Raw genomic sequence first — 20,375 nt, 5'->3', positions numbered from 1 at the left:
TGTCGAATGTCTCACAGGCGGCCCAGGGACGCGCCCCGGTAGCCCGGAATCGCCTGCTGGAAGTAGCCGTCGGCTTCGCCGCCGACGCCTCCCAGCCCCTTGAACACGAAGCGCAGGAAGATCCCGCGATCGGTCTGGTCGTCCTCGATGGTGTTGGCGGTGTCGTTGTCGTCGATCCACTCGCGCCAGACCAGCTGCAGACCATAGCAGCAGTCGTTCCACTGGACACCCGCCAGCTGCTCCAGGGCCCGGTCGTTGGTGTTGTCGTAGAGCAGTCGACCGATCAGGTCGACCTGCCGGCTGGCCTTCAGGGCGAACGACAGGTCGTACTCCTCGCGGTTGTAGGTCAGCCGATCCTCGTCCTCCTGGGAGGGATCGAACCCCTGGACCTGCCAGCGGTAACCGAGGTTCAGCACGTGGCCGGCCGGCGCCAGGTACTGCAGGCCCAGCGAGGTGCTCTCGGTGCGCTCCAGGTGATCGTCGTAGAGCCACTGCCAGCGGGTCCGCCACGCTTCGCTGATCTGCCAGTCGGCCCGGGTGACCAGCGGCGATCGCTCCCGGGTGGCGCGATAGTTGGCCTCGAAGTTCGACTCAGGCGGCAGGGTGTCAGGATCGCCCGCCATGTCGATGGTGCGATCCTCCAGGTAGTAGGCCTGGCCCACCCCGATGGAGACGCGCTCGCGGCCGCTCTCGTCCGCCAGCAGCCGCGACTCGAGCCCCAGCGAGACGCGATTCAGGTCCCCCACCCGGTCGCTGCCGCTGAAGCGGTAGGGCGACCAGAGCTGGTTCCAGGAGAAGGCGCGCTCGGCGGTGTCGAAGTCGGGAAACTCGGTCTGGTCCCGCGCCGGCACGTAGGCGTAGTTGACCCGCGGCTCCAGCGTCTGGCGGTAGTCGCGCCCGCCCAGCGCGAGTTCGCGCTCGAACACCAGGCCGCCGTCGACGCTGGCCACCGGCACGCTGCGGGTAAGGCTCTCGTCGCGGTCGGTCTCGCGCTCGCCGTAATCCAGCTCGTAGGCGGTGGCGAGCCATTCAACGCGCGGCTCCAAGTATCCCCAGCTCTCGTCCCAGCGCCAGCCGGTGGCCGGCGCCAGGTGCAGGCGCGTGCCGTTGGCGGCCTCGCGAATGGGGACCCGCGACTCGTCCACGTCGCGCCAGAAGTGGGTGACGTTGGAGCGCCACTGCTGGTAGAAACCGCTCCGCTGGGACCAGCGGGCATCGGCCGTGAGACTCGGCAGGCGATAGAAGGGCTTGTCGCGCTCGAGCAGCGGATCATCGAGCTTCTGGTAGCCCTGGGCCTTGGCCTGCAGCCGCCAGGTATCGCCGCGATGATCGACCTGGGCCAGGCGTTCCATGTAGGCGGTGTCGCCCTCGCCAAAGTCGCGCCCGAAGTCGTCGAAGTAGCTGCCGTCGCTGGCCGCCCCATAGCGCAGCCGATAGGGCGTGCGGGCATCCAGGCGTCCGGCGTGCCGGTAGTCGAGGTACCAGCGTTCCTCGCCCTCGTAGCTCGGCTCGTCGTCCGGATCGCCGTCGTCGTCGGCCAGGTAGGCGCCCTCGATCTGGCCGCCGTGGTTCTCGAACAGGTAGCGGTACTCGCCGCCCAGCAGCAGGCCACGATCGCTGATATAGCGCGGCGTGATCGTGGCGTCCTGGTCCGGGGCGATATTCCAGTAGAAGGGCTGGGCGTAGTCGAGCGAGTCGGCGGAGAGCCCCAGCAGCGGCCACAGGAAGCCGGTCTGGCGACGCTCGTCCAGGGGGAAGCGCACCCAGGGCCAGTAGAAGACCGGCACCTTGCCCACCTCGAGCCGGGCATGCTTGGCGGTGCCGACGCCGCTCTCGCGGTCGAGCAGGATGTCGTTGCCGACCAGGCGCCACAGGTCGCTGCCGGGCTCGCAGGTGGTGAAGCTCGCCTCGGTGAGGCGGTAGCGCTCGCCGTCGAGGCGGGCCAGGCGCACGGCATCGCCGCGCAGGCGCTGCTCGTGGGCCACGTAGTGGGCCGTGTCGATGCTCGCGGCGTCGCTGTTCAGGGAGAACTCGGCCGAGGCGCCGCGCACCAGCAGGTTGCGGTCGCGCAGCGTCAGCGGCCCCTCGGCGTAGGCTGTCTCGCGGCTGGCGGGCACCCGCACGCGAGGCGCCTCGAGCTGGGCGTCGCCGCGACGCAGCAGCACCTCGCCGTCGAGGCGCGTCTCACCATCCTCGCCCGAGTCGGCCCGGTCGGATTCGCTCGCCACCTTCTCGCCGGGCGGCGGCGGCAGGCGGTAGTCCGGCATCACGTAGCGGCCGCGGCACAGGGCGTCCGCCGGGCGCGTCTCGCCCCAGGGCTGCCAGTCCAGCTGGGCCGCCGGCAGCGACTCGGGTGGCGCCGCCGAGAGTGGCCCGCTCGCCAGGCCGGCGCCGGCCAGGCCTGTCAGGGCCGTCCATGTCCACGAGTGTCGCTTGCCCATGCTCCACGATGTCCTTGGGGAGGTGAATCGGTATTATACAGGCCGCACCCGGCCTGTGCTGCCGGCGCGAGCCCTGTCATCGCCGACGATGTCGGGAGCTCAGCATGCGGGGCCCCCACGGGGCCGTCAACCGTACCCGCCCCCTCACAAGGAGCCAGACGACGATGCCCGAGGCCACCGATTCCACGCGAGCGCAGCGGCTGCAGGCCTGGGCGGCCAGGCGCCACGGCCTGCCCCCGGAGGCCGTCAGCCTGCGCTTCGCCGCCGGCGACGCCAGCTTCCGGCGCTACTTCCGCCTGGCGCTGCCCGATGGCACCACCCGCATCCTGATGGATGCCCCGCCCGAGCAGGAGGACAGCGCCCCCTTCGTGACCATCGCCGAGCAGTGGGGAGCCGCCGGCCTGCCGGTACCGGCGCTGCACGGCGTGGATCTCGACGCGGGCTTTATCGAGCTCGACGACCTCGGCGACACGCCCCTGCAGGACCGCTTCGCGGGCGACGAGGCCCCGGCGACCCTGGCCTGGCACGAGCGCGCCCTCGACCTGATTCACGACCTGCAGAACCGCGCCCCCGCCGACGGCCTGCCCACCTACGATGCCGCCCTGCTCGGCCGCGAGCTCGACCTCTTCCCGGACTGGTGCCTGGGCGAGTGGCTGGGCCTCGCCCCGCCGCCGGAGTGGGCGACGCTTCGCGAGGCGCTGATCCAATCAGCCCTCGCCCAGCCGGTGGTCGCGGTGCACCGCGACTTCGACGCCATGAACCTGATGGTCAAGGACGAGGCCCTCTACCTGATCGACTTCCAGGACGCCGTGGCCGGCCCGATCGGCTACGACCTGATCTCGCTGCTGCGCGGGCGCTACTGCCGCTTCACGCCGGCGCGCTTCGCCGCCTGGACCGAGGCCTTCCGCGTCCGCGCCATCGCCGACGGCCGATTGGCCGAGGACGTCGACGCCGCGACCTTCCTCGCGCGGGTCCAGGCCATGGCCGCCCAGCGCTCGCTCAAGGTGCTCGGCATCTTCTGCCGGCTGACCCTGCGCGACGCTCGCCAGGGCTATCTAGAGCGCCTGCCGCACTTCCTCGATCATCTGGAGCAGAGCCTCGCCGGCCTGCCCGGCCACGAGGGCTTTCGCACCTGGCTCGCCGACAGCTTTCGCCCGGCGCTCGCGGCGCGCCTGGAGGCCCGCGGATGAAGGCGATGATCCTGGCCGCGGGGCTCGGCACCCGCATGCGCCCGCTCACCGACCACTGCCCCAAGCCGCTCCTGGAGGTGGCCGGCCGCCCGCTGATCGTTCACCACCTCGAGCGCCTGCGCGCCGCGGGCATCAAGGATGTGGTGATCAACGTCAGCTACCGGGCACAGCAGATCATCGACGCCCTGGGCGACGGCGCGGCCCATGGAGTCAACATCGCCTGGAGCCGCGAGGCGACCCCATTGGAGACCGGCGGCGGCATCCGCCAGGCGCTTCCGCAGCTCGGCGACGCCCCCTTCCTGCTGATCAACGGCGACGTCTGGTGTGATCTCTGCCCGTCGTCGCTGCCCGCCCTGGGCGACGACCTCGCCCACCTGGTGCTGGTGGACAACCCCGACCACCACCCGGCGGGCGACTTCCACCTGGACCCGCGCGGCCGGGTGCACGCCGAGGGGGCGCCGCGCCTCACCTTCGCCGGTGTGAGCCTGCTCGACCCGGCGCTGGTGGCTTGCGAGGCCCCCGGCGCCTTCGGCCTGGCACCGCTGCTTCGGCGCGCCATGGCCGAGGACCGCGTCGGCGGCACCCACCACCGCGGAGCCTGGGTCGATGTCGGCACCCCAGAGCGGCTGAGGGCACTGGACCAACATCTTCGAGCGGAGCATCACTCCAGAGTCTAAGCGTAAGGCGCCGGGGATAGGCCCAAGAGGGGGTCCTACGCCAAGGAAGGCGTCGGTAGCGCCCAGGGACGGGTTTACAGCGCCCCCTCGAGGCCTGTCGCCGGAACCCGCGAACGAGGCTGAGCCGCCGCCCGTCAGCTGCTATGCTGCCGAGCCTGCAGTCACCGAACTCAACCGAAGGATGCCGACCCGATGAAAGCCAGCGTGAAATGGACCGATGGACGCCAATTCGTTGCTGAGAGCGGCAGCGGCCACAGCGTGGTCATCGACGGGCCGCCCGACCACGGCGGCCGCAACACCGGCCCGCGCCCCATGGAGATGCTGCTGATGGGCATGGGCGGCTGCACCTCCTTCGACGTCCTCAACATCCTCGAGAAGGCCCGGGCCGACGTGACCGACTGCGTGGCGAGCCTCGAGGCCGAGCGTAGCGACGAGGTGCCGAGCGTCTTCACCAAGATCCACGTGCACTTCACCGTCAGCGGCCGCGGCCTCAAGGAGAAGCAGGTAGCGCGTGCCGTGGAGCTCTCCGCCGATAAGTACTGCAGCGCCTCCATCATGCTGGTCAAGGGCGGCGTGGAGATCACCCACTCCTTCACCATCGTCGAGGAGTGAGCGGCGACCGGCGCGGCCAAGCCCGCGCCGGTGGCATCAACGAGAAACCCCGCCAGGCGTTCCTGGCGGGGTTTCTTGATGCCTCTGAACGGGTCGGAGCGAGCCGACTCGGCCACGTCAGCCCAGCGCCTAGACGCGATAGACGCTGGTGGTCATCACCTTGGACATCAGCTTCATGCCGAGCTTGACCGGGGCGGGGAAGCGGCTACCCCCCGCTTCCAGCGCCAGCTGGGCGTGGTGGGCCTCGTCGATGGCCATCTGGCGCAGCACGGCGCGGGAGCGATGATCGCTCGCCGGCAGCTTGACCAGGTGCTCCTCCAGGTGATGGCCGACCTGCTCCTCGGTGGCGGCCACGAAGCCGAGGCTCACCTGGTCGCCGATGGCGCCCGCCGCGGCGCCGAGCCCGAAGGAGGCCGCATAGAACAGCGGATTGAGCAGACTCGGGCGATCGTTGAGCTCCTGGAGCCGCTCATCGCACCAGGCCAGGTGGTCGATCTCCTCCTGGGCGGCCTGCTCCATCTGGCCGCGCACCTCGGGCAGCTTGGCGGTCATCCCCTGGCCCTGATAGAGCGCCTGGGCGCACACCTCGCCGGTATGGTTGATGCGCATCAGTCCCGCGGCGTGGTGGCGCTCCTCCGCACTCATCGGCTCGTCGTGCACCTCCGGCGTCGCCGGGGAGGCCCGCGAGGGGCTCGCCGCGTGGGGCACCAGGGTCCTCAGCACGGTATCGAACTGGTGGATCAGGTTGTCGGCACGGGTTAGGGAGCGGGTCATGACGAAATCTCTCGAGAATGCACCTGATGCGTCGTACGCCGAATCACGCGCGGCCTTGGCCGCAGGGCGCCGGCTAGCCAGCCGGCCAAGTAAAGCGACGACCGCCCATCAGGTGCATGTGAATATGATAGACGGTCTGGCCGCCATGATCGTTGCAGTTCATCACCACCCGATAGCCGTCCTCGGCGAAGCCCTGCTCGGCCGCGAGCCTGGCGGCGGTGAACTGCAGGCGTCCCACCAGCGCCAGATCGCCCTCCTCCTCGATGTCGTTGAGGGTCGCGATGTGGCGCTTGGGCACGATCAGCATGTGGGTCGGCGCCTGGGGATTGATGTCGTTGAAGGCGAGCACGTGATCGTCTTCATAGACGATGTCGGCGGGAATCTCGCGATCGATGATCTTGCAGAACAGGCAATCCATGGGCGGTTCTCCTTGGGTGAGGGGGGCCTAAGTCAGCGAAAGCGTCGCTGGGCCAGCAGGTGGCGCACCAGTGGGCCGAGGATCAGCTCCATGGCCAGCGACAGCCGCGAGCCCGGCACCACCAGGGTGTGCGGGCGGCTCATGAAGGCATCCTGAATCATCGCCAGCAGGTAGGGGAAGTCCACCGTGGCCGGATCGCGGAAGCGGATCACCACGAAGGACTCGGCATCGGTGGGGATGTCCTGGACCTCGAAGGGGTTCGAGGTATCCACGGTGGGCACCCGCTGGAAGTTGATGTGGGTGCGCGAGAACTGCGGCTGGATGTAGCGCACGTAGTCGTCCATGCGCCCCAGGATGGTGTCGATCACCGCCTCCTGGGAGTAGCCGCGGTGGCGCATGTCGCGATCGATCTTCTGGATCCACTCCAGGTTCATGGTCGGCGCGACCCCCACCAGCAGGTCGACGTGGCGGGCGATGTCGAGCTCGGCGGTCACGAGCCCCCCGTGCAGCCCCTCGTAGAACAGCAGGTCGGTGCCGCAGGGCAGCGACTGCCATTCGGTGAAGGTGCCGACCTGGTAGCCGGCCTCGATCATCTGCTTGTCTTCGGCGTGGATATAGTGGCGGTAGGAACCGTTGCCGTGCTGGCCATACTCCCGGAACAGCGCCTCGAGCCGGTCGAGCAGGTTGGCCTCCACCGCGAAGTGGGAGAGCTCGTCCTTGCGGTCTGGCTCGTCGAGGAGGATCTGCGCCAGCTCCTGGCGGGTATAGCGGTGGAAGGCATCGCCGTCGACGAAGGCGGCATGCACGGCCTCCCGGGCGAACATCCGCTCGAAGGTGCGCTTCACCGTGGTGGTGCCGGCCCCGGAGGAGCCGGTGAGGGCGATGATCGGATACTCCCGTGACATCAGCGCGCCCCCGCCAGGGTGTCACGCAGCGCCTCGGGGATCGCCACCGGTCGGCCGGTGGCGGGATCGATCAGCATCAGGTTGATCCGGGCGGTGGCTACCGTGGCGTCGTCGGCCTCGCGCAGGATGCGGTGGTAGACCCCGATCGCCTTGCGCGCCGGCGCCGGGATGGCGGTCTCCACCACCAGCGCATCGGGCCAGCGTGTCTCGGCCTGGTACTGCACGGCGAGATCGGCCGCCACGCAGGGAAAGCCGCCGAGGTCCCACTCGTGGAGCCCCCGGGAGGCCAGCGCAGCGACTCGCGCCTCGTGCAGCAGCGAGATCAGCGCATCGTGGCCCAGGTGGCGACCGTAATTCATGTCGGTGATGCGCACCGTCAGCGGGTGACGGTGCATCACCTCGTCGACGGGAAAACTCAGTCGGACACGCTCCATCCTCGCTCCTGTCATTGTTGTTCGGAGTCCTTCGTCGTCAAGCGTCGCCGCGCTCCCGGGCGATGGCCCGGTGGGCAATATCGCGGCGGCAGAGCACCTCGGGCCAGTGGATCTCGGCGACGCCTCGGTAGGCCAGGTCGCGCGCCGCGCCCACGTCGTCGCCCAGCGCCGTGACGCAGAGCACCCGGCCGCCGGCGGTCACCACCTGGCCGTCCTGCTCGGCCGTGCCGGCGTGGAAGACCCGGCAGCCGGTGGCCTCGGCGGCATCGAGCCCGTCGATGGCATCGCCCTTGCGGTAGCTGCCCGGGTAGCCTCCGGCGGCCAGCACCACCCCCACCGCGGGACGCGGGTCCCAGTCGCAGGTGAAGCCGGCCAGCTCGCCACGCGCCCCGGCCAGGCACAGCTCGGCCAGGTCGGAGCGCAGCCGCAGCATGATCGGCTGGGTCTCGGGGTCGCCGAAGCGGCAGTTGTACTCGATCACGCGGGGGTTGCCCTCGGCGTCGATCATCAGGCCGGCGTAGAGGAAGCCGGTGTAGGGGTGGCCCTCCTCGGCCATGCCCTGCACCGTGGGACGGATCACCCGCGCCATGATGCGCTCGAAGACGCTGTCGGTGACCACCGGCGCGGGGGAGTAAGCGCCCATGCCGCCGGTATTGGGGCCGGCATCGCCGTCGAAGGCGCGCTTGTGGTCCTGGCTGGTGGCCATCGGCAGGATGGTCTCGCCGTCGACCATGACGATGAAGCTCGCCTCCTCGCCCTGCAGGAACTCCTCGATCACCACCCGGGCGCCGGCATCACCGAAGGCGTTGGCCTCGAGCATGTCGCGCACCGCCGCCTCGGCCTCCGCGGCGGTCATCGCCACGATCACGCCCTTGCCCGCCGCCAGGCCGTCGGCCTTGATGACGATGGGCGCGCCCTTCTCGGCGAGATACTCGAGGGCCGGCTCCACCGCAGTGAAGGTCTGGTAGTCGGCGGAGGGGATGGCATGACGGGCCAGGAAGTCCTTGGTGAACGCCTTGGAGCCCTCGAGCTGGGCCGCGCCGGCCGTGGGGCCGAAGATCGCCAGGCCCGCCTCGCGGAAGCGGTCGACCACCCCCGCGACGAGCGGCGCCTCGGGGCCGACGATGGTCAGCGCGACGCCCTCGTCCCGGGCGAAGGCCACCAGGCCCGCGAGGTCGTCGACGCCGATATCGACGTTCGTGAGCCCCGGCTCCCGGGCCGTTCCGGCATTGCCGGGGGCCACGAAAACCGTCTCCACTCGGGGTGACTGGGCGACCTTCCAGGCCAGGGCGTGTTCGCGGCCACCGCCGCCGATGATCAGGACCTTCATCCGCTGTACTACCTCAGAACCGTGCGAGAAACATCGCGGCATTATGTCAGAAACTGAGGCGCGGCGCCGCTTACGGCTTGCCCTTTCCCGAGTCGTCGTCGCTCGAGGTGCCGGCCTGGCTGATGGTCTTCTGCCAGAACTTCATGTTCTCCTCGGCCATCTCGCGCATCAGCTCCATGGGCGAGTGGCGCATGGCCTGCTGCCACTGATCCTGCATGCGGTGCTGCTGCTCGAGCATCAGCTTGGTGCCCTGTTCCAGATAGCGCGCCAGGGGCAGCGGCTGGGCCATGTCGTAGACCCGGATGAACTGCGCCAGCAGGTCGTTGGAGAACACCTGGGCGTCGCCGTCGGCCTGCTCCTGCTCGATGATGATCGACAGCAGGATGGTGCGGGTCAGGTCCTCGCCGCTCTTGGCATCCTCGACCCGGAAGGGCACCTCGTCGATGATCAGGCCGCGCAGATCCTCGAGGGTCACGTAGCGGCTCTGTTCGGTATCATAGAGCCTGCGGTTGGCATACTTGCGAATCACGCGCACGGCGCTGCTCCTTGTTCGGTGAGGGCGGCTGCCCCCGTAGCGCTATTGTGCACCGCGACACCATCCATGCAAGACATAGCCCCCATTCAGTCTCTAATGCGGCGAGGCGCCATGAACCTGATCCTGCTCTCCCCCGAGGACATCGAGAACCACCGCCTGGCCCGGGTCCGCGACCCGCGCCGACTGGCGCACCTGCGCGAGGTCCATCGCGCGCGTCCCGGGGACACCCTTACGCTGGGCATCGCGGGGGGAGCGCTGGGACGCGGCGAGCTGCTGACCCTGGACGATCACGAGGCGACCTTCGACGTCTCCGCGCTGGACCAGCCGGCGCCGCCGGCGCTACCGGTGCACCTGGTGCTCGCCCTGCCCCGCCCGCGGATGCTGGCGCGCAGCCTCGAGCACGTCACGGCGCTCGGCGTGAAGCAGATCACCCTGCTCAACACCCGTCGGGTCGAGAAGAGCTACTGGCAGTCGCCGGAGCTCGACGACGAGAAGATCCACCGCCACCTGGTGCTGGGCCTGGAACAGGCGCGCGACACGCGACTGCCCGAGGTGACCCTGGCCAAGGGCTTTCGCCCCTTCGTCGAGGACCGGCTGCCGGGGCTGCTCGAGGGGCGGCGCGGGCTGGTGGCGCACCCGGGCATGCCCGACGACTGCCCCCGCGGGCTCGATGAGCCGGCGCTGCTGCTGGTGGGGCCGGAGGGCGGGTTCATTCCGTGGGAGGTGGAGCGACTGCTGGAGGCCGGCTGCCAGGGCATTCACCTGGGACCGCGCATCCTGCGGGTGGAGACCGCGGTCACCGCCCTGCTCGCCCGGCTCTTCTGAGCCAGCGCCGTTGCGTTTGATTCCCGGCCCCCTCGCGGCCGGGGGCGGCCGCGAAGGGGCGACGACGGCGGCGCTACTCCGCCTCGTCGGGATCGTGGGCGACGAAGGGGGAGTCGTCGTCGCAGTCGGGCTCGGTGAGGAAGGTCTCGCGCACGTCGAGCAGGCCGAGGTGGCCGATGGAGCGGCGCCCGAGCAGCAGCGGGTAGTTCATCTCCTCGCGGTCGCGCAGGCTGAACTGCTCCTCGTAGACGGTATCGCCCAGGCAGACGTTCATCAGCACCACCGGCCGCTCGTCGACCCCGCCGGCGCCGCGCACCCGCAGGTCGCGATAGAGCGGCAGCTCCATGAGTTCGGTGAAGGTCTCGCCGCTGGCCTCGTCCTCGAGCTTCAGGCGAAAGCGCACCCAGTCGTCACCCTCCTTCTCGAAGGTCTCGATGTCCCGGGCGTCCAGCGACGAGGTCAGCGCCCCGCTGTCGAGCTTGGCCTTCACCTCGACGCCCGAGGGTTCCAGGGTCGCCTTCTCCACCCAGCCGAAGACGCGGCCGGCATCGTCGTCGGCGACGGCCGGCGCCGCGCTCGCGAGCAGGGCGGCCAGCAACGGTGCACAGTAACGGGTCGGAATCATGATCACCTCCTAAACGAGGCTCAGCGCCGCAGGCGCTCGAGCAGGGTGAGGGTGGCGAAGCCATCCGGCGTGGTGCCGATGGCGTCCTGGAAGGCGCGCAGGCCGCGACGGGTATTGGGACCCATGATGCCGTCCGGCGTTCCCACCGCGAAGCCGCGCGCGTTGAGCAGGCGCTGCATCTCGCGCACCTGGCCGCGGCTCAGCGGCTGCTGCTCCCGGGGCCAGGCCTGCACCACGCCCTCGCGGCCGGCGATCTCGTCGGAGAGCGCGCTCACCGCCAGGGCGTAGCTGGTGGCGTTGTTGTAGCGCAGGATCGCCCGGAAGTTGCGGCCGACCAGGAAGGCCGGGCCCTCGGCGCCGGCGGGCACGATCACCGAGGCGGCACCGACGTCGGGCAGCGGCGCACCGTCGAGGGTGCGAACGCCCTGCTCGGCCCACTCCGCGCTCGAGAGGCGATGGTCCAGCTCGGTGCGCGCGTAGTCGAAGCCCTCGGGGAGGCGCACCTCGACGCCCCAGGACTCGCCCGCCTGCCAGCCGGCGCGGTCGAGGTAGTGGGCGGTGGAGGCCATGACATCGGGGATGCTGCCCCAGACATCGCGGCGCCCGTCACCGTCGCCATCCACGGCGTAGGCCACGAAGCTCGAGGGGATGAACTGGGTGTGTCCCATGGCGCCGGCCCAGGAGCCGATCATGCGCTCGGGCGAGATATCCCCCGCCTCGAGGATGCGCAGCGCCGCCAGCAGTTCGCTCCGCGCGAAGTCGCGGCGGCGGCCGTCATAGGCCAGGGTCGCGAGCGCCTCCAGGGTCGAGAAGTCGCCGAAGTTGCCGCCGTAGTTGCTCTCGATGCCCCAGATGGCGACGATCACCTCGGCCGGCACCCCGTAGCGACGCTCCATCTCCCGGGCCGTGGCGCGATGCTCGTCCAACCGCGCGCGCCCGGTGGAGACCCGGGTCGACGAGACGGCGCTGTCCAGATACTGCCAGATCGGCCGCACGAACTCGGGCTGGGAGCGGTCGAGTTCGATCACCCGCGGGCGATAGCGCAGGCCCTCCAGGGCTCGGGCCAGAGTCGCCTCGGAGATGCCCTCGGCACGCGCCTCGCGGCGAAAGCGCGACAGCCAGTCCTGGAAGTTCGCCGCGGCGGCCGTCGCCGCCCCCGGCTGCTCGGTCTCGGCGACGGCCACCGTGGTCGCCGGCTCGGGCGTCTGCGCTCGGGCCTCGTTGGGCGGGGCCGCCTGACAGCCGGCCAGCAGGGCCATCAGCAGAGGGGGGGTCAGCATCCGTTTCATCGTTGCTCCTGCGGGAGAGGTCCATCAACCGGCCGATCATCGCCCAGATCCGCGCGACAGGAAAGCCCGATCAGGCGCCGGTGAGCCGCCAGATCACGAGGCCATGGCAGGCCAGCACCACCAGGGTCAGGAGCGTGCGCAGGGATTGGTACCAGTCGGGCAGCTGGATCCGGCCGTCACGGGAGCCTTCGTGGAAGCGCACCAGCAGAAAGCCCGCGCCCAGCACCCAGGCGCCGGTGAGCGGATGCAGCAACAGCGCCGGCCAGGCCAGCAGGCTCGGCACCATGGCGAGCAGCATGCGTGCCCGGAAGGGCGCCTCGCCGGGGCGCTCCCGGGACATGGCCACGCCCCACTGCACGCCGCCCAGGAAGGAGAGGATCACCGCGGCGTAGCCGAGAAAGGCGCGGATCGCGACGACCTGCCAGGCGATCGGCGCCAGCCAGGTGGCCGCGGCGGTCGCCACGAAGGGGATCAGGCCCGCCAGGCCCAGCATCCAGGGCAGGCGGGGCGCGGCGTTGAGCATCATGTCGACTCCTTGTGCGGGTGAAACGCGAGGGGATGGGGAGAGCGAGAACGGCGTCGATGAGAGGCGCGGGATGCTGCCGCTAGTCCTCCGCCGCGCCACGGGGCAGCAGCCAGTCGCGCCAGCCCGGCGCCTCCACCACCGGCGAGGCAAAGCGCGTGGGCGCTACCCGCCAGGGCTGGTGCCGGGCCTGACCGGGCGGCAGCTCGGCGAGCTCGGGCTGCCAGTGGGCGACGTAGCGACCCGCGGGGTCGTAGTCCCGCGCCTGCTTGAGGACGTTGAACCAGCGGTCGCGGGTGTCGCGCCCCACGCCCGCCACGTAGCGCCAGTTGCCCCAGTTGCTGGCCACATCGTAATCGACCAGGCAGGCCTCGAACCAGGCCGCCCCCAGGTGCCAGTCGCCCTCGAGCTCGTTGACCAGGAAGCTCGCCACGTTCTGACGCGCACGGTTGGAGAGCCAGCCGGTAGCGGCCAGCTCGCGCATCGCCGCATCCACGAAGGGCACCCCGGTGCGGCCCTCGCACCAGGCGCGAAAGCCGTCGTCCGGCGCGGGGAGGCGGCGAGCACCGAAGAGCGCCGCGCCCTCCTGGCGCGCCGCCCAGTGGAAGTACTCGCGCCACAGGAGTTCGAAGACGACCCAGTAGCTCGACTCGTTGGCGCCGTGCCGGGCCTCCCAGGCGCCTACCGCATCGTGCACCTGGCGCGCCGACAGGCAGCCGTGGGCGAGCCACGGGGAGAGCCGGGTGGAGAAGTCGGCGCCGACCAGGCCGTTGCGGGTCTGCTTGTAGCGGGCGATGGCCCCGCTCTGCCAGAGGTAGTGATCGAGGCGCGCCCGGCCCGCCGCCTCGCCGCCGGCGAAGGCGAACTCGCCGCGCTCGTCCGGGGCCCAGGCGGCCGCCCGGGCGCACACCTGACCGAGCGGCGGAAAACCACGCGGCGCGCCCTCCGGCCAGCCGGGTAGGGTCACCGGTGCCGGGACGGCCTCGGGGATCGTCCAGGCCCGCTCGACCCGGCGGCGAAACGCCGAGAAGCTCCCCGGCAGGTCGGCGAGCGGCGTGGGCAGCGAGGCCTCGTCGAGCAGCGTTCCGGTGTCGAAGCGGCGCAGCGTCACCCTCTCGTCCAGCCGCGAGGAGAGCAGCGCGTGGGCCTGCTGCTCGTCCCAGCCGGGGTCGGCACGCACCCGCACCTCGTCGATGGCGTATGCGTCGACCAGCGCCGCCACCGCCTCGACGGGATCCCCGATGCGCACCAGCAGGTCGCTGCCGCGCCTGAGCAGCTCGCCGCGCAGCGCGATCAGGCTCTCCCACAGGAAGCGCAGCCGAGCCGGCCCGATGCGCGGGGTCTCGAGCCCGGGCGGCGGCTCGAGCCAGGCCTCATCCAGCGCGACGACGCAGAGCAGTGCCTCCGGAGGCGTGGCGAAGGTGAACAGCGGGTTATCGGCCAGGCGCAGGTCCCCGCGCAGCCATATCAGTGTCCGACTCATGACGATCGCTCCTGGCGCCGGGCCTCGCGGCGGCAGCGTTCGCTGCAGTGGCGTACCTCCTCCCAGCAGCGTGCCCACTTGCGTCGCCAGGCGAAGGCGCGTGCGCAGTGGGCGCAGACCTTGTGCGGGAGATGCGGCTTGCGGTGCATGGGGGCAGCCTCATAGGTGGACAGAGTTATTTAATAGTACAGCATTTGTACAAATAAATACGCTCCGCCACCACCGTCGAGGCGTGCGAGCGCCCCGCATCCCTCACTGACGCTCAGGCCTCGTCCCGGCGGCCATGACTCCGAGGCCCGACGAAAAGGAGCCGCCCGAAGGCGGCCCCATGGCGAATCGGGCACGGGGGCGTGCCTCAGGAGGCGTCGGGCTCGTCTGGGCGGCGGCGCTCCTGCTCCTCGGCCGGCGCGCCGCTCTTCAAGTCGCGGGTCAGGGGGTCGAAGTGGGGTTTCAGCTCGTCCTTGACGGTGCCTGCCCACAGCCGGGCGCCGACGATGTAGCCCGCCCGGCCGATCACGTGAGCCGCCACCGGGGCGGTCATCATGATGAAGAGGATCACCCCGAAGGCGCGCGCCACCACCGCCACCTCGGCGAAGTGCAGCGCCACCGCCAGCATGATCAGGGCGGTGCCCAGGGTCGCGGCCTTGGTGGTGGCGTGCATGCGGGTGAGCAGGTCGGGCAGGCGCAACACGCCCAGCGCCGCCAGGAACATGAAGCATGCGCCGGCCAGCACCAGGCCGCCCTCGAGGTGTTCAATCATCGCGGGGCCCTCCGCGCTCCAGGAAGCGGGCGAAGCCGATGGTGGCCATGAAGGCCATCAGCGCCATGACGATGGCCACGTCCAGCAGGCTCGGCACGTCGGTGGCGATGGCGACCACCCCGATGGTGCCGACGAGGATCGACGAGAAGAGCTCCAGGGCCACCACCCGGTCCGGCAGGCTGGGACCACGAAACAGGCGCACGAAGGCCAGGCAGAGCGCCAGGACCATCACCGCCAGGCTCACAAGGATCACGGGGGACACCGAGCACCTCCTTTATTCGCCACAGAAATATTCGCCACAGAAACGGGCATTCGCTAGTGAAACAGGGCCAGCGCCCGTCGCTCGAGCTCCGCCAGGCTGCGCCGCAGCGCCGGCTCGTCGTCCAGGAACATGGCATGAATGTAGAGCACCCGGCGGTCATCGGAGACGTCGAGGCTCAGGGTGCCCGGGGTCAGCGAGATCAGGTTGGCGACCAGGGCGATCTCGAACTCGGTGGTGGCCCGCAGCGGCATGGCGATCACCCCCGGCTTCATGTACCAGGTCGGGGTGATGATGTCGTAGGAGACCTTGAGGTTGGCCATCACCAGCTCCTTGAGGAAGAAGCCGATGAAGCGGATCAGCCGCGGCAGGCGCTGGGCATGCCCGGCCAGTGCCGGCACCTGGGGCTGGATCAGCGCCAGCACCAGGTAGCCGAAGAGCAGGCCGGCCAGCAGGTTGCGGCCGCTGAAGTCGCCGGTCAGCACGATCCAGGCGAAGCCGAGCATCAGGTTCCAGGCGGCGCCGATCATGGCGTGTCCTCCCCCGCCGTGCCGAGCACGGCCTCGATGTAGCGCTCGGGTGCCAGCAGCTGGCCCGCCGAGGCCTCGGCCAGGGCGTAGATCGGCCCGGCATTGAGGCCGATGAACAGGGTGCAGAGCGCCAGGCCCGCCACCGACGCCGACATCAGCCACATCGCTCGCGGCTCGACCGCCGGCACGGCATCGGCGGACTCCTCCTCCGGCGCCGCCTTCCAGAACACCTCGGCCCAGATCTTGATCATCGAGTAGAGGGTGAGCAGCCCCACCAGCAGCGCGATGAAGGTCACGCCGTAGGCCTCTGCCTCGATGCCGGCGCGGATCACGATGAACTTGGCGAAGAAGCCCGACAGCGGCGGCATGCCGGCCAGCGACAGCGCCGGGATCAAAAACAGCACGGCAAGCCAGGGGTGGCTGCGATAGAAGCCCCCCAGGGACTTAAGCTGGTAGGTGCCGCGCAGTCGATGGACGATGCCGCTGACCAGGAACAGGTTCGTCTTCACGATGATGTGGTGAATGATGTAGAAGACCCCGCCGATGATCGCCAGGGGGGTGAACAGCGCCAGTCCCAGGATCATGTAGCCGATCTGGCTGACGATGTGAAACGACAGGATGCGGCGGAACTCGAACTGCGCCGCCGCGCCGAGCACCCCCGACAGCATGGTGAAGCCCGCCCCCCACAGCAGGATCTCGTGGGTGTAGCCGGGGCTGTGGTGGAAGATCAGCGTGAACACCCGGTAGAGCGCATAGACCCCGACCTTGGTCAGCAGGCCGGCGAACAGCGCCGAGACGGCCACCGGCGGGGTGTGGTAGGAGGCCGGTAGCCAGAAGAACAGCGGGAAGGCCGCCGCCTTGATACCGAAGGCCACCATGAACATCATCGCCAGGACGTCGACCATGCCGTCGTCCTCGAGGGTCGCCAGGCGACGGGCGATGTCGGCCATGTTGAGCGTGCCGACCATGCCGTAGAGCAGCCCCACGGCGACCAGGAAGGTCACCGAGGAGACCAGGTTGAGGGTGACGTACTTGATCGCCCCCTCCATCTGCGCCTTCTCGCTGCCCAGTATCAGCAGCGCGAAGGAGGCCACCAGCATCACCTCGAACCAGACGTAGAGGTTGAAGATGTCGCCGGTTAGGAAGGCGCCGGCGACCCCGGCCAGCAGCAGGTGCATCAGCGGGAAGTAGCCGTAGGCCTCGTGGCCGCGCCCGACCGTGGCCAGCGAGAAGAGCGCCACGGCGAAGCCGATGATGCCGGTGAGCACCACCATGATCGCGCCGAGCAGGTCGGCCACCAGGCTGATGCCGAAGGGCGCCGTCCAGCCCCCCATGTGCATCACCTGGATGCCGTCGCGCTGGACCGTGGCCAGCAGCCACAGGCTGGTCAGCAGCAGGCTCGCCGTGCCGGCCACGGCGATGAAGCGCTGCATGCTCCGGGAGCGCCAGAACAGCAGTGACACGGCCCCCGCCATCAGCGGGATGAGGATGGGCAGCGCGATCTGGGGCGTCACGTGTCGGTATCCCTCATCTTGTCCAGGTCATCGGCGCCCACGATCTCCCAAGCGCGCCGCACCAGCACCACGGCGAACGACAGCACCCCGAAGGCGATGACGATGGCCGTGAGTACCAGCGCCTGGGGCAGCGGATCGGCCACCGCGCCCGCCGGTGCGGAGAGCCCCTCGGGGACCAGCGGCGGAGCGCCGCGCTTCAGGCCGGCCGTGGCGAAGATTAGCAGGTTGGCGGCGTTGGAGAGCAGCATCAGCCCGATCACCAGCTTGACGATGGAGCGACGCAGCATCATGTAGACGGCGGCGGCGAAGAGAATGCCGATCGCGACGGCTATCAGGGGTTCCATGGCGCCTCCTCAGCGTTCGTCGTCGTGCTGGTCGGTCTTGACCAGGGCGGTGATCGCCGTGAGCACCGAGCCCACCACCACCAGGTAGACCCCGATATCGAAGATCAGCACCGTCGAGGCCTTGAAGTCGATGATCGGGATGGTCCACCACTGGGCCGTGAAGAAGGGCTCACCGACCCACCACGCGGGCAGCGTCGAGCCCACCCCGAGCAGCAGCCCCATGGCCACCAGGTCGCGCGGCGACACCGCGAGCATCCGGTTGAGGGGGCGGCGCCCGAAGGCAAACAGATAGAGCGCGAAGGCCGCCGCCGCCACCAGGCCGGCGATGAAGCCGCCGCCCGGCTCGTCGTGGCCGCGCAGCAGCAGGAACAGCGAGAAGAGCAGCTGCAGCGGCAGCAGCAGCCGCGCCGCGGCATTGAGGATCAGGGTGCCCGATCTAGCCATCGTCGCGCTCCTTCGGCGGCGCGATGCGCCGGGCCCCCTGATGCCGAGCATGATCGTCCCGGGCGTGGAAGCGCAGCATGGCATAGACGCCGATGGCCGCCAGCGCCAGCACGAACATCTCGCCCAGGGTATCGAGCGCCCGGAAGTCGACGAGGATGACGTTGACGATGTTGTGGCCGTGGCCGAGCGGCTGGCTGTTGGCGACCATGTAGTCCGAAATGCGCGGCAGGCGCTCCCCGGAGAGCACCGCAAGCATCAGCAGGGTGATCAGCCCGCCGGTGAGCACGGCCACCACGAGGTCGCGTAGCCGCTCCAGCGGCGAGGAGAGGGTGGCGAAGCGCGGCAGGCGAAACAGCACCAGCACCAGCAGGATGACCGTCAGGGTCTCGACCAGCAGCTGGGTGATCGCCAGGTCCGGGGCGCTGAACAGCACGAAGGTCAGCGCGATGGAGAAGCCCATGGTGCCGAGCGCCGCCACCGCCGCCAGGCGCGAGCGCATCACGCAGGCCGCCAGGGCCCCGGCGACCATCAGGCCGGCGACCCCGGCCTCGTGCAGGTAAAGGTCCAGGGCAACGTCGAACTCGAGGGTGTGGCGAAAGAAGAGCGCATGGCCGACCAGGCCGACCAGCACCAGCAGGGTCATGGCCAGGTAGTGGCGGATGTGGCCGTTCTGCAGCAGCCGCGTCTGCCAGTCGGCGAAGGCCACCATGCCGGCCATCAGCGCCTCGTAGCCGGCCTCGGGGCCGCGCGCCATGATCGGAGCGAGACAGCTCAGCCGCGACCGCAGGCGATCCCAGTGGCGGAAGGTCAGAAGCCCCAGCGCCAGGCTCCCAAGCGACAGCGCCAGCGGCAGGTTGAGCCCGTGCCACAGCGCCAGATGCACCTCGGCTTCGGGCGCACCGATGCCGGCCAGGGTGGCGGCCACCAGCGGGTCGAGCAGGCCCGGCGCCAGACCGAAGACGAGCGACAGGGCGGCCAGCAGCGCGGGCCCCGCGAGCATGGCCAACGGCGCCTCATGAGGCGTCTTCGGGGTCTGACGCGGCGCGCCGAAGAAGGGGCGCAGGGCGACGATGGTCGCGACGGCGAGGGTCAGGAAGGCAGCCGTGAAGGCGAACAGCAGGATCAGCGGCCGCCAGTTATCGACGGAGAGCACCGAGGCGAGCATCGCCTCCTTGCCCACGAAGCCCAGCAGCGGCGGCAGCCCGGCCAGCGACAGGGCCGCGACGCAGGCCACGATGGCGGTGCGCGGCATCGCCCGGCGCAGCCCACCCATGAAGGTGACGTCCTTGGTGCCGGTCTCGTGATCGAGGATGCCGGCGACCATGAACAACGCGCCCTTGTAGAGCGAGTGGGCCAGCAGGAAGACCACGAAGGCGGTGAGGGCCTCGGGGGTGTCGTGACCGAGCAGCATGGTCAGGGTACCCAGCGCCATCACCGTGGAGTAGGCCAGCAGCGTCTTGACGTTGGTGTGCTGGATCGCCAGGAAGGCGCCGGTGACCATGGTCACCGCGCCGACCAGCGACAGGCTGGTGACCCAGAGTTCGGTGCCGCCCAGCGCCGGGTGCAGGCGCGCCAGCAGGTAGATGCCCGCCTTGACCATGGTCGCCGAGTGCAGGTACGCCGAGACCGGCGTAGGCGCGGCCATGGCGTTGGGCAGCCAGAAATGGAAGGGGAACTGCGCCGACTTGGTGAAGGCACCCACCAGCACGCAGAGCAGCAGCGGCGTGTAGAGCGCATGGGCGCGCAGCGTCTCGCCACGCTGGGCGAGCTCGGCAAGCGACCAGCTGTCACCGGCCTCGGCGAGCATGACGAAGCCGGCCAGCAGCGCCAGCCCGCCCCCCACGGTGACGAAGAGCCCCTGCAGGGCCGCCTTGCGGGCGGCGGGATCGGTGTGGTTGAAGCCGATCAACAGGTAGGAGGTGATGCTGGTGAGCTCCCAGAAGACGAAGAGCGTGACCAGGTTGTCGGCGAGCACCAGGCCGAGCATCGACATCATGAAGGCGGTGATCACCACCAGGAAGCGCGGCAGGTCGCGATGCCCGCGCAGGTACTCCCCGGTGTAGACCAGCACCAGGGCACCGATCCCGGTGATCAGCAGGGCGAACAGCCAGGCGAGGCCGTCGATCAGGAAGGTCAGGGTGATATCGAGCCCCGGCACCCAGGCCCACTCCAGCAGCAGGACCTCGCCGCCGGCGATCGCCGGCCACTGGCCGATCAGCCAGGCCGCGATCGCCGCGGGCAGCAGGGCCATGACCCGCGGCGTGTGGGCCCCGAACCACTGATGCAGCAGTGGGGCCAGGCTCGCCATCGCGAAGCCTCCCAGCACGGCAAGTTGCATCGGCCACCCTCCCTGTGACGATGGGACGCGCGACAGCGGCGTGCCCCGTCGATGAGGTTTACCCACTCTAGAGAGACAAAGTGTTGAAAGGCAAGGAGGCAGCGAGGGAATTCGCTTTGCGGTAA

23 protein-coding genes are annotated in these 20,375 nt (G+C 69.9%); 4 read left to right on the top strand and 19 right to left on the bottom strand.

The window, feature by feature from the left end; genetic code table 11:
* Nucleotides 1-11 precede the first annotated feature (11 nt).
* Nucleotides 12-2,441 (bottom strand): LPS-assembly protein LptD, encoded by a 2,430-nt coding sequence (locus ACGTNG_RS11100; RefSeq protein ID WP_394577066.1) that lies wholly within the window; start codon nt 2,439-2,441, stop codon nt 12-14.
* Between the two features lie 164 nt (nt 2,442-2,605).
* On the opposite strand from ACGTNG_RS11100, the gene ACGTNG_RS11095 reads away from it, so the two are divergent.
* The 3 genes from ACGTNG_RS11095 to ACGTNG_RS11085 all read left to right on the top strand — a co-directional run bounded on the left by ACGTNG_RS11095 (nt 2,606) and on the right by ACGTNG_RS11085 (nt 4,920).
* Entirely contained in the window at nt 2,606-3,631 is a 1,026-nt protein-coding gene (locus tag ACGTNG_RS11095; RefSeq protein WP_394577065.1) for an aminoglycoside phosphotransferase family protein, read from the top strand.
* Complete coding sequence (gene murU / locus ACGTNG_RS11090; RefSeq protein WP_394577064.1) at nt 3,628-4,308, top strand: N-acetylmuramate alpha-1-phosphate uridylyltransferase MurU; 681 nt, start codon at nt 3,628-3,630, stop codon at nt 4,306-4,308. Before ACGTNG_RS11095 ends, murU begins: the two co-directional genes overlap by 4 nt.
* 192 nt (nt 4,309-4,500) lie before the next feature.
* Nucleotides 4,501-4,920 (top strand): OsmC family protein, encoded by a 420-nt coding sequence (locus ACGTNG_RS11085; protein ID WP_394577063.1) that lies wholly within the window; start codon nt 4,501-4,503, stop codon nt 4,918-4,920.
* Nucleotides 4,921-5,049: 129 nt separating this feature from the next.
* Here the strand turns inward: ACGTNG_RS11085 and coq7 are convergent, their stop codons facing one another.
* From coq7 to phaR, 6 genes are all read right to left on the bottom strand, one after another.
* Complete coding sequence (gene coq7, locus ACGTNG_RS11080; protein WP_394577062.1) at nt 5,050-5,694, bottom strand: 2-polyprenyl-3-methyl-6-methoxy-1,4-benzoquinone monooxygenase; 645 nt, start codon at nt 5,692-5,694, stop codon at nt 5,050-5,052.
* 73 nt (nt 5,695-5,767) lie between these two features.
* Nucleotides 5,768-6,112, bottom strand: coding sequence for a histidine triad nucleotide-binding protein (locus tag ACGTNG_RS11075; protein WP_394577061.1), 345 nt, complete (start codon nt 6,110-6,112; stop codon nt 5,768-5,770).
* Between the two features lie 32 nt (nt 6,113-6,144).
* Nucleotides 6,145-7,017 carry a phosphoribulokinase gene (locus tag ACGTNG_RS11070; RefSeq protein ID WP_394577060.1) on the bottom strand — a complete coding sequence of 291 codons (873 nt, stop codon included), beginning with the start codon at nt 7,015-7,017 and terminating at the stop codon, nt 6,145-6,147.
* Nucleotides 7,017-7,451, bottom strand: a complete 435-nt coding sequence (locus tag ACGTNG_RS11065) for an acyl-CoA thioesterase (protein WP_394577059.1) — start codon at nt 7,449-7,451, stop codon at nt 7,017-7,019. Before ACGTNG_RS11065 ends, ACGTNG_RS11070 begins: the two co-directional genes overlap by 1 nt.
* Before the next feature lie 37 nt (nt 7,452-7,488).
* A complete protein-coding gene (gene purD / locus ACGTNG_RS11060; RefSeq protein ID WP_394577058.1) occupies nt 7,489-8,781 on the bottom strand; it encodes a phosphoribosylamine--glycine ligase in 1,293 nt (430 codons plus the stop codon).
* A 70-nt stretch (nt 8,782-8,851) separates the two neighbouring features.
* Nucleotides 8,852-9,316 carry a polyhydroxyalkanoate synthesis repressor PhaR gene (gene phaR, locus ACGTNG_RS11055; protein ID WP_394577057.1) on the bottom strand — a complete coding sequence of 155 codons (465 nt, stop codon included), beginning with the start codon at nt 9,314-9,316 and terminating at the stop codon, nt 8,852-8,854.
* Nucleotides 9,317-9,427: 111 nt separating this feature from the next.
* Here phaR and ACGTNG_RS11050 point away from each other — a divergent pair, with 111 nt between their 5' ends.
* A complete protein-coding gene (locus tag ACGTNG_RS11050; RefSeq protein WP_394577056.1) occupies nt 9,428-10,141 on the top strand; it encodes a 16S rRNA (uracil(1498)-N(3))-methyltransferase in 714 nt (237 codons plus the stop codon).
* A gap of 73 nt (nt 10,142-10,214) precedes the next feature.
* Here the strand turns inward: ACGTNG_RS11050 and rloA3 are convergent, their stop codons facing one another.
* The 12 genes from rloA3 to ACGTNG_RS10990 all read right to left on the bottom strand — a co-directional run bounded on the left by rloA3 (nt 10,215) and on the right by ACGTNG_RS10990 (nt 20,250).
* Nucleotides 10,215-10,766, bottom strand: coding sequence for a retropepsin-like aspartic peptidase RloA3 (rloA3, locus tag ACGTNG_RS11045; protein WP_394577055.1), 552 nt, complete (start codon nt 10,764-10,766; stop codon nt 10,215-10,217).
* Between the two features lie 20 nt (nt 10,767-10,786).
* On the bottom strand, nt 10,787-12,055 hold the full coding sequence (locus tag ACGTNG_RS11040; RefSeq protein WP_394577054.1) for a lytic murein transglycosylase: 1,269 nt from the start codon (nt 12,053-12,055) through the stop codon (nt 10,787-10,789).
* A gap of 70 nt (nt 12,056-12,125) precedes the next feature.
* Nucleotides 12,126-12,581 (bottom strand): DUF3429 domain-containing protein, encoded by a 456-nt coding sequence (locus ACGTNG_RS11035; protein WP_394577053.1) that lies wholly within the window; start codon nt 12,579-12,581, stop codon nt 12,126-12,128.
* Between the two features lie 79 nt (nt 12,582-12,660).
* Nucleotides 12,661-14,061 carry a DASH family cryptochrome gene (locus ACGTNG_RS11030; RefSeq protein WP_394577052.1) on the bottom strand — a complete coding sequence of 467 codons (1,401 nt, stop codon included), beginning with the start codon at nt 14,059-14,061 and terminating at the stop codon, nt 12,661-12,663.
* Complete coding sequence (locus tag ACGTNG_RS11025) at nt 14,058-14,210, bottom strand: DUF2256 domain-containing protein (RefSeq protein WP_394577051.1); 153 nt, start codon at nt 14,208-14,210, stop codon at nt 14,058-14,060. The genes ACGTNG_RS11030 and ACGTNG_RS11025 overlap by 4 nt, the downstream gene beginning before the upstream one ends.
* A gap of 206 nt (nt 14,211-14,416) precedes the next feature.
* Nucleotides 14,417-14,821 (bottom strand): monovalent cation/H(+) antiporter subunit G, encoded by a 405-nt coding sequence (mnhG, locus tag ACGTNG_RS11020; protein ID WP_394577050.1) that lies wholly within the window; start codon nt 14,819-14,821, stop codon nt 14,417-14,419.
* Nucleotides 14,814-15,083: a cation:proton antiporter gene (locus ACGTNG_RS11015; protein ID WP_394577049.1), complete on the bottom strand. Its 270-nt coding sequence runs from the start codon at nt 15,081-15,083 to the stop codon at nt 14,814-14,816. Before ACGTNG_RS11015 ends, mnhG begins: the two co-directional genes overlap by 8 nt.
* Before the next feature lie 53 nt (nt 15,084-15,136).
* Complete coding sequence (locus tag ACGTNG_RS11010) at nt 15,137-15,610, bottom strand: Na+/H+ antiporter subunit E (RefSeq protein ID WP_108445048.1); 474 nt, start codon at nt 15,608-15,610, stop codon at nt 15,137-15,139.
* Nucleotides 15,607-17,124, bottom strand: a complete 1,518-nt coding sequence (locus ACGTNG_RS11005) for a Na+/H+ antiporter subunit D (RefSeq protein WP_394577048.1) — start codon at nt 17,122-17,124, stop codon at nt 15,607-15,609. The genes ACGTNG_RS11010 and ACGTNG_RS11005 overlap by 4 nt, the downstream gene beginning before the upstream one ends.
* Nucleotides 17,121-17,468: a Na+/H+ antiporter subunit C gene (locus tag ACGTNG_RS11000; protein WP_394577047.1), complete on the bottom strand. Its 348-nt coding sequence runs from the start codon at nt 17,466-17,468 to the stop codon at nt 17,121-17,123. The genes ACGTNG_RS11005 and ACGTNG_RS11000 overlap by 4 nt, the downstream gene beginning before the upstream one ends.
* Before the next feature lie 9 nt (nt 17,469-17,477).
* A complete protein-coding gene (locus tag ACGTNG_RS10995) occupies nt 17,478-17,912 on the bottom strand; it encodes a Na+/H+ antiporter subunit B (protein ID WP_394577046.1) in 435 nt (144 codons plus the stop codon).
* Nucleotides 17,905-20,250, bottom strand: a complete 2,346-nt coding sequence (locus ACGTNG_RS10990; RefSeq protein ID WP_394577045.1) for a putative monovalent cation/H+ antiporter subunit A — start codon at nt 20,248-20,250, stop codon at nt 17,905-17,907. The genes ACGTNG_RS10995 and ACGTNG_RS10990 overlap by 8 nt, the downstream gene beginning before the upstream one ends.
* Nucleotides 20,251-20,375 lie beyond the last annotated feature (125 nt).

The sequence above is a fragment of the Halomonas sp. B23F22_3 genome (assembly GCF_043496965.1).
Classification (GTDB): Bacteria; Pseudomonadota; Gammaproteobacteria; order Pseudomonadales; family Halomonadaceae; genus Halomonas.
Note: the sequence above shows the minus strand (reverse complement) of the source record. Positions and strands in the feature narration are given on the sequence as shown.

Excerpts from the sequence above, each read along its gene's own strand:
- ACGTNG_RS11025 (WP_394577051.1), bottom strand. The coding sequence starts at position 14,210 with ATGCACCGCAAGCCGCATCTCCCGCACAAGGTCTGCGCCCACTGCGCA.
- ACGTNG_RS11010 (WP_108445048.1), bottom strand. The coding sequence starts at position 15,610 with ATGATCGGCGCCGCCTGGAACCTGATGCTCGGCTTCGCCTGGATCGTG.
- purD (WP_394577058.1), bottom strand. The coding sequence starts at position 8,781 with ATGAAGGTCCTGATCATCGGCGGCGGTGGCCGCGAACACGCCCTGGCC.
- ACGTNG_RS11000 (WP_394577047.1), bottom strand. The coding sequence starts at position 17,468 with ATGGAACCCCTGATAGCCGTCGCGATCGGCATTCTCTTCGCCGCCGCC.
- ACGTNG_RS11040 (WP_394577054.1), bottom strand. The coding sequence starts at position 12,055 with ATGAAACGGATGCTGACCCCCCCTCTGCTGATGGCCCTGCTGGCCGGC.
- coq7 (WP_394577062.1), bottom strand. The coding sequence starts at position 5,694 with ATGACCCGCTCCCTAACCCGTGCCGACAACCTGATCCACCAGTTCGAT.
- ACGTNG_RS11100 (WP_394577066.1), bottom strand. The coding sequence starts at position 2,441 with ATGGGCAAGCGACACTCGTGGACATGGACGGCCCTGACAGGCCTGGCC.
- ACGTNG_RS11030 (WP_394577052.1), bottom strand. The coding sequence starts at position 14,061 with ATGAGTCGGACACTGATATGGCTGCGCGGGGACCTGCGCCTGGCCGAT.
- murU (WP_394577064.1), top strand. The coding sequence starts at position 3,628 with ATGAAGGCGATGATCCTGGCCGCGGGGCTCGGCACCCGCATGCGCCCG.
- ACGTNG_RS11050 (WP_394577056.1), top strand. The coding sequence starts at position 9,428 with ATGAACCTGATCCTGCTCTCCCCCGAGGACATCGAGAACCACCGCCTG.
- ACGTNG_RS11070 (WP_394577060.1), bottom strand. The coding sequence starts at position 7,017 with ATGTCACGGGAGTATCCGATCATCGCCCTCACCGGCTCCTCCGGGGCC.
- ACGTNG_RS11065 (WP_394577059.1), bottom strand. The coding sequence starts at position 7,451 with ATGGAGCGTGTCCGACTGAGTTTTCCCGTCGACGAGGTGATGCACCGT.
- mnhG (WP_394577050.1), bottom strand. The coding sequence starts at position 14,821 with ATGATTGAACACCTCGAGGGCGGCCTGGTGCTGGCCGGCGCATGCTTC.
- ACGTNG_RS11085 (WP_394577063.1), top strand. The coding sequence starts at position 4,501 with ATGAAAGCCAGCGTGAAATGGACCGATGGACGCCAATTCGTTGCTGAG.
- ACGTNG_RS11075 (WP_394577061.1), bottom strand. The coding sequence starts at position 6,112 with ATGGATTGCCTGTTCTGCAAGATCATCGATCGCGAGATTCCCGCCGAC.
- rloA3 (WP_394577055.1), bottom strand. The coding sequence starts at position 10,766 with ATGATTCCGACCCGTTACTGTGCACCGTTGCTGGCCGCCCTGCTCGCG.
- ACGTNG_RS11035 (WP_394577053.1), bottom strand. The coding sequence starts at position 12,581 with ATGATGCTCAACGCCGCGCCCCGCCTGCCCTGGATGCTGGGCCTGGCG.
- ACGTNG_RS10990 (WP_394577045.1), bottom strand. The coding sequence starts at position 20,250 with ATGCAACTTGCCGTGCTGGGAGGCTTCGCGATGGCGAGCCTGGCCCCA.
- ACGTNG_RS11095 (WP_394577065.1), top strand. The coding sequence starts at position 2,606 with ATGCCCGAGGCCACCGATTCCACGCGAGCGCAGCGGCTGCAGGCCTGG.
- ACGTNG_RS10995 (WP_394577046.1), bottom strand. The coding sequence starts at position 17,912 with ATGGCTAGATCGGGCACCCTGATCCTCAATGCCGCGGCGCGGCTGCTG.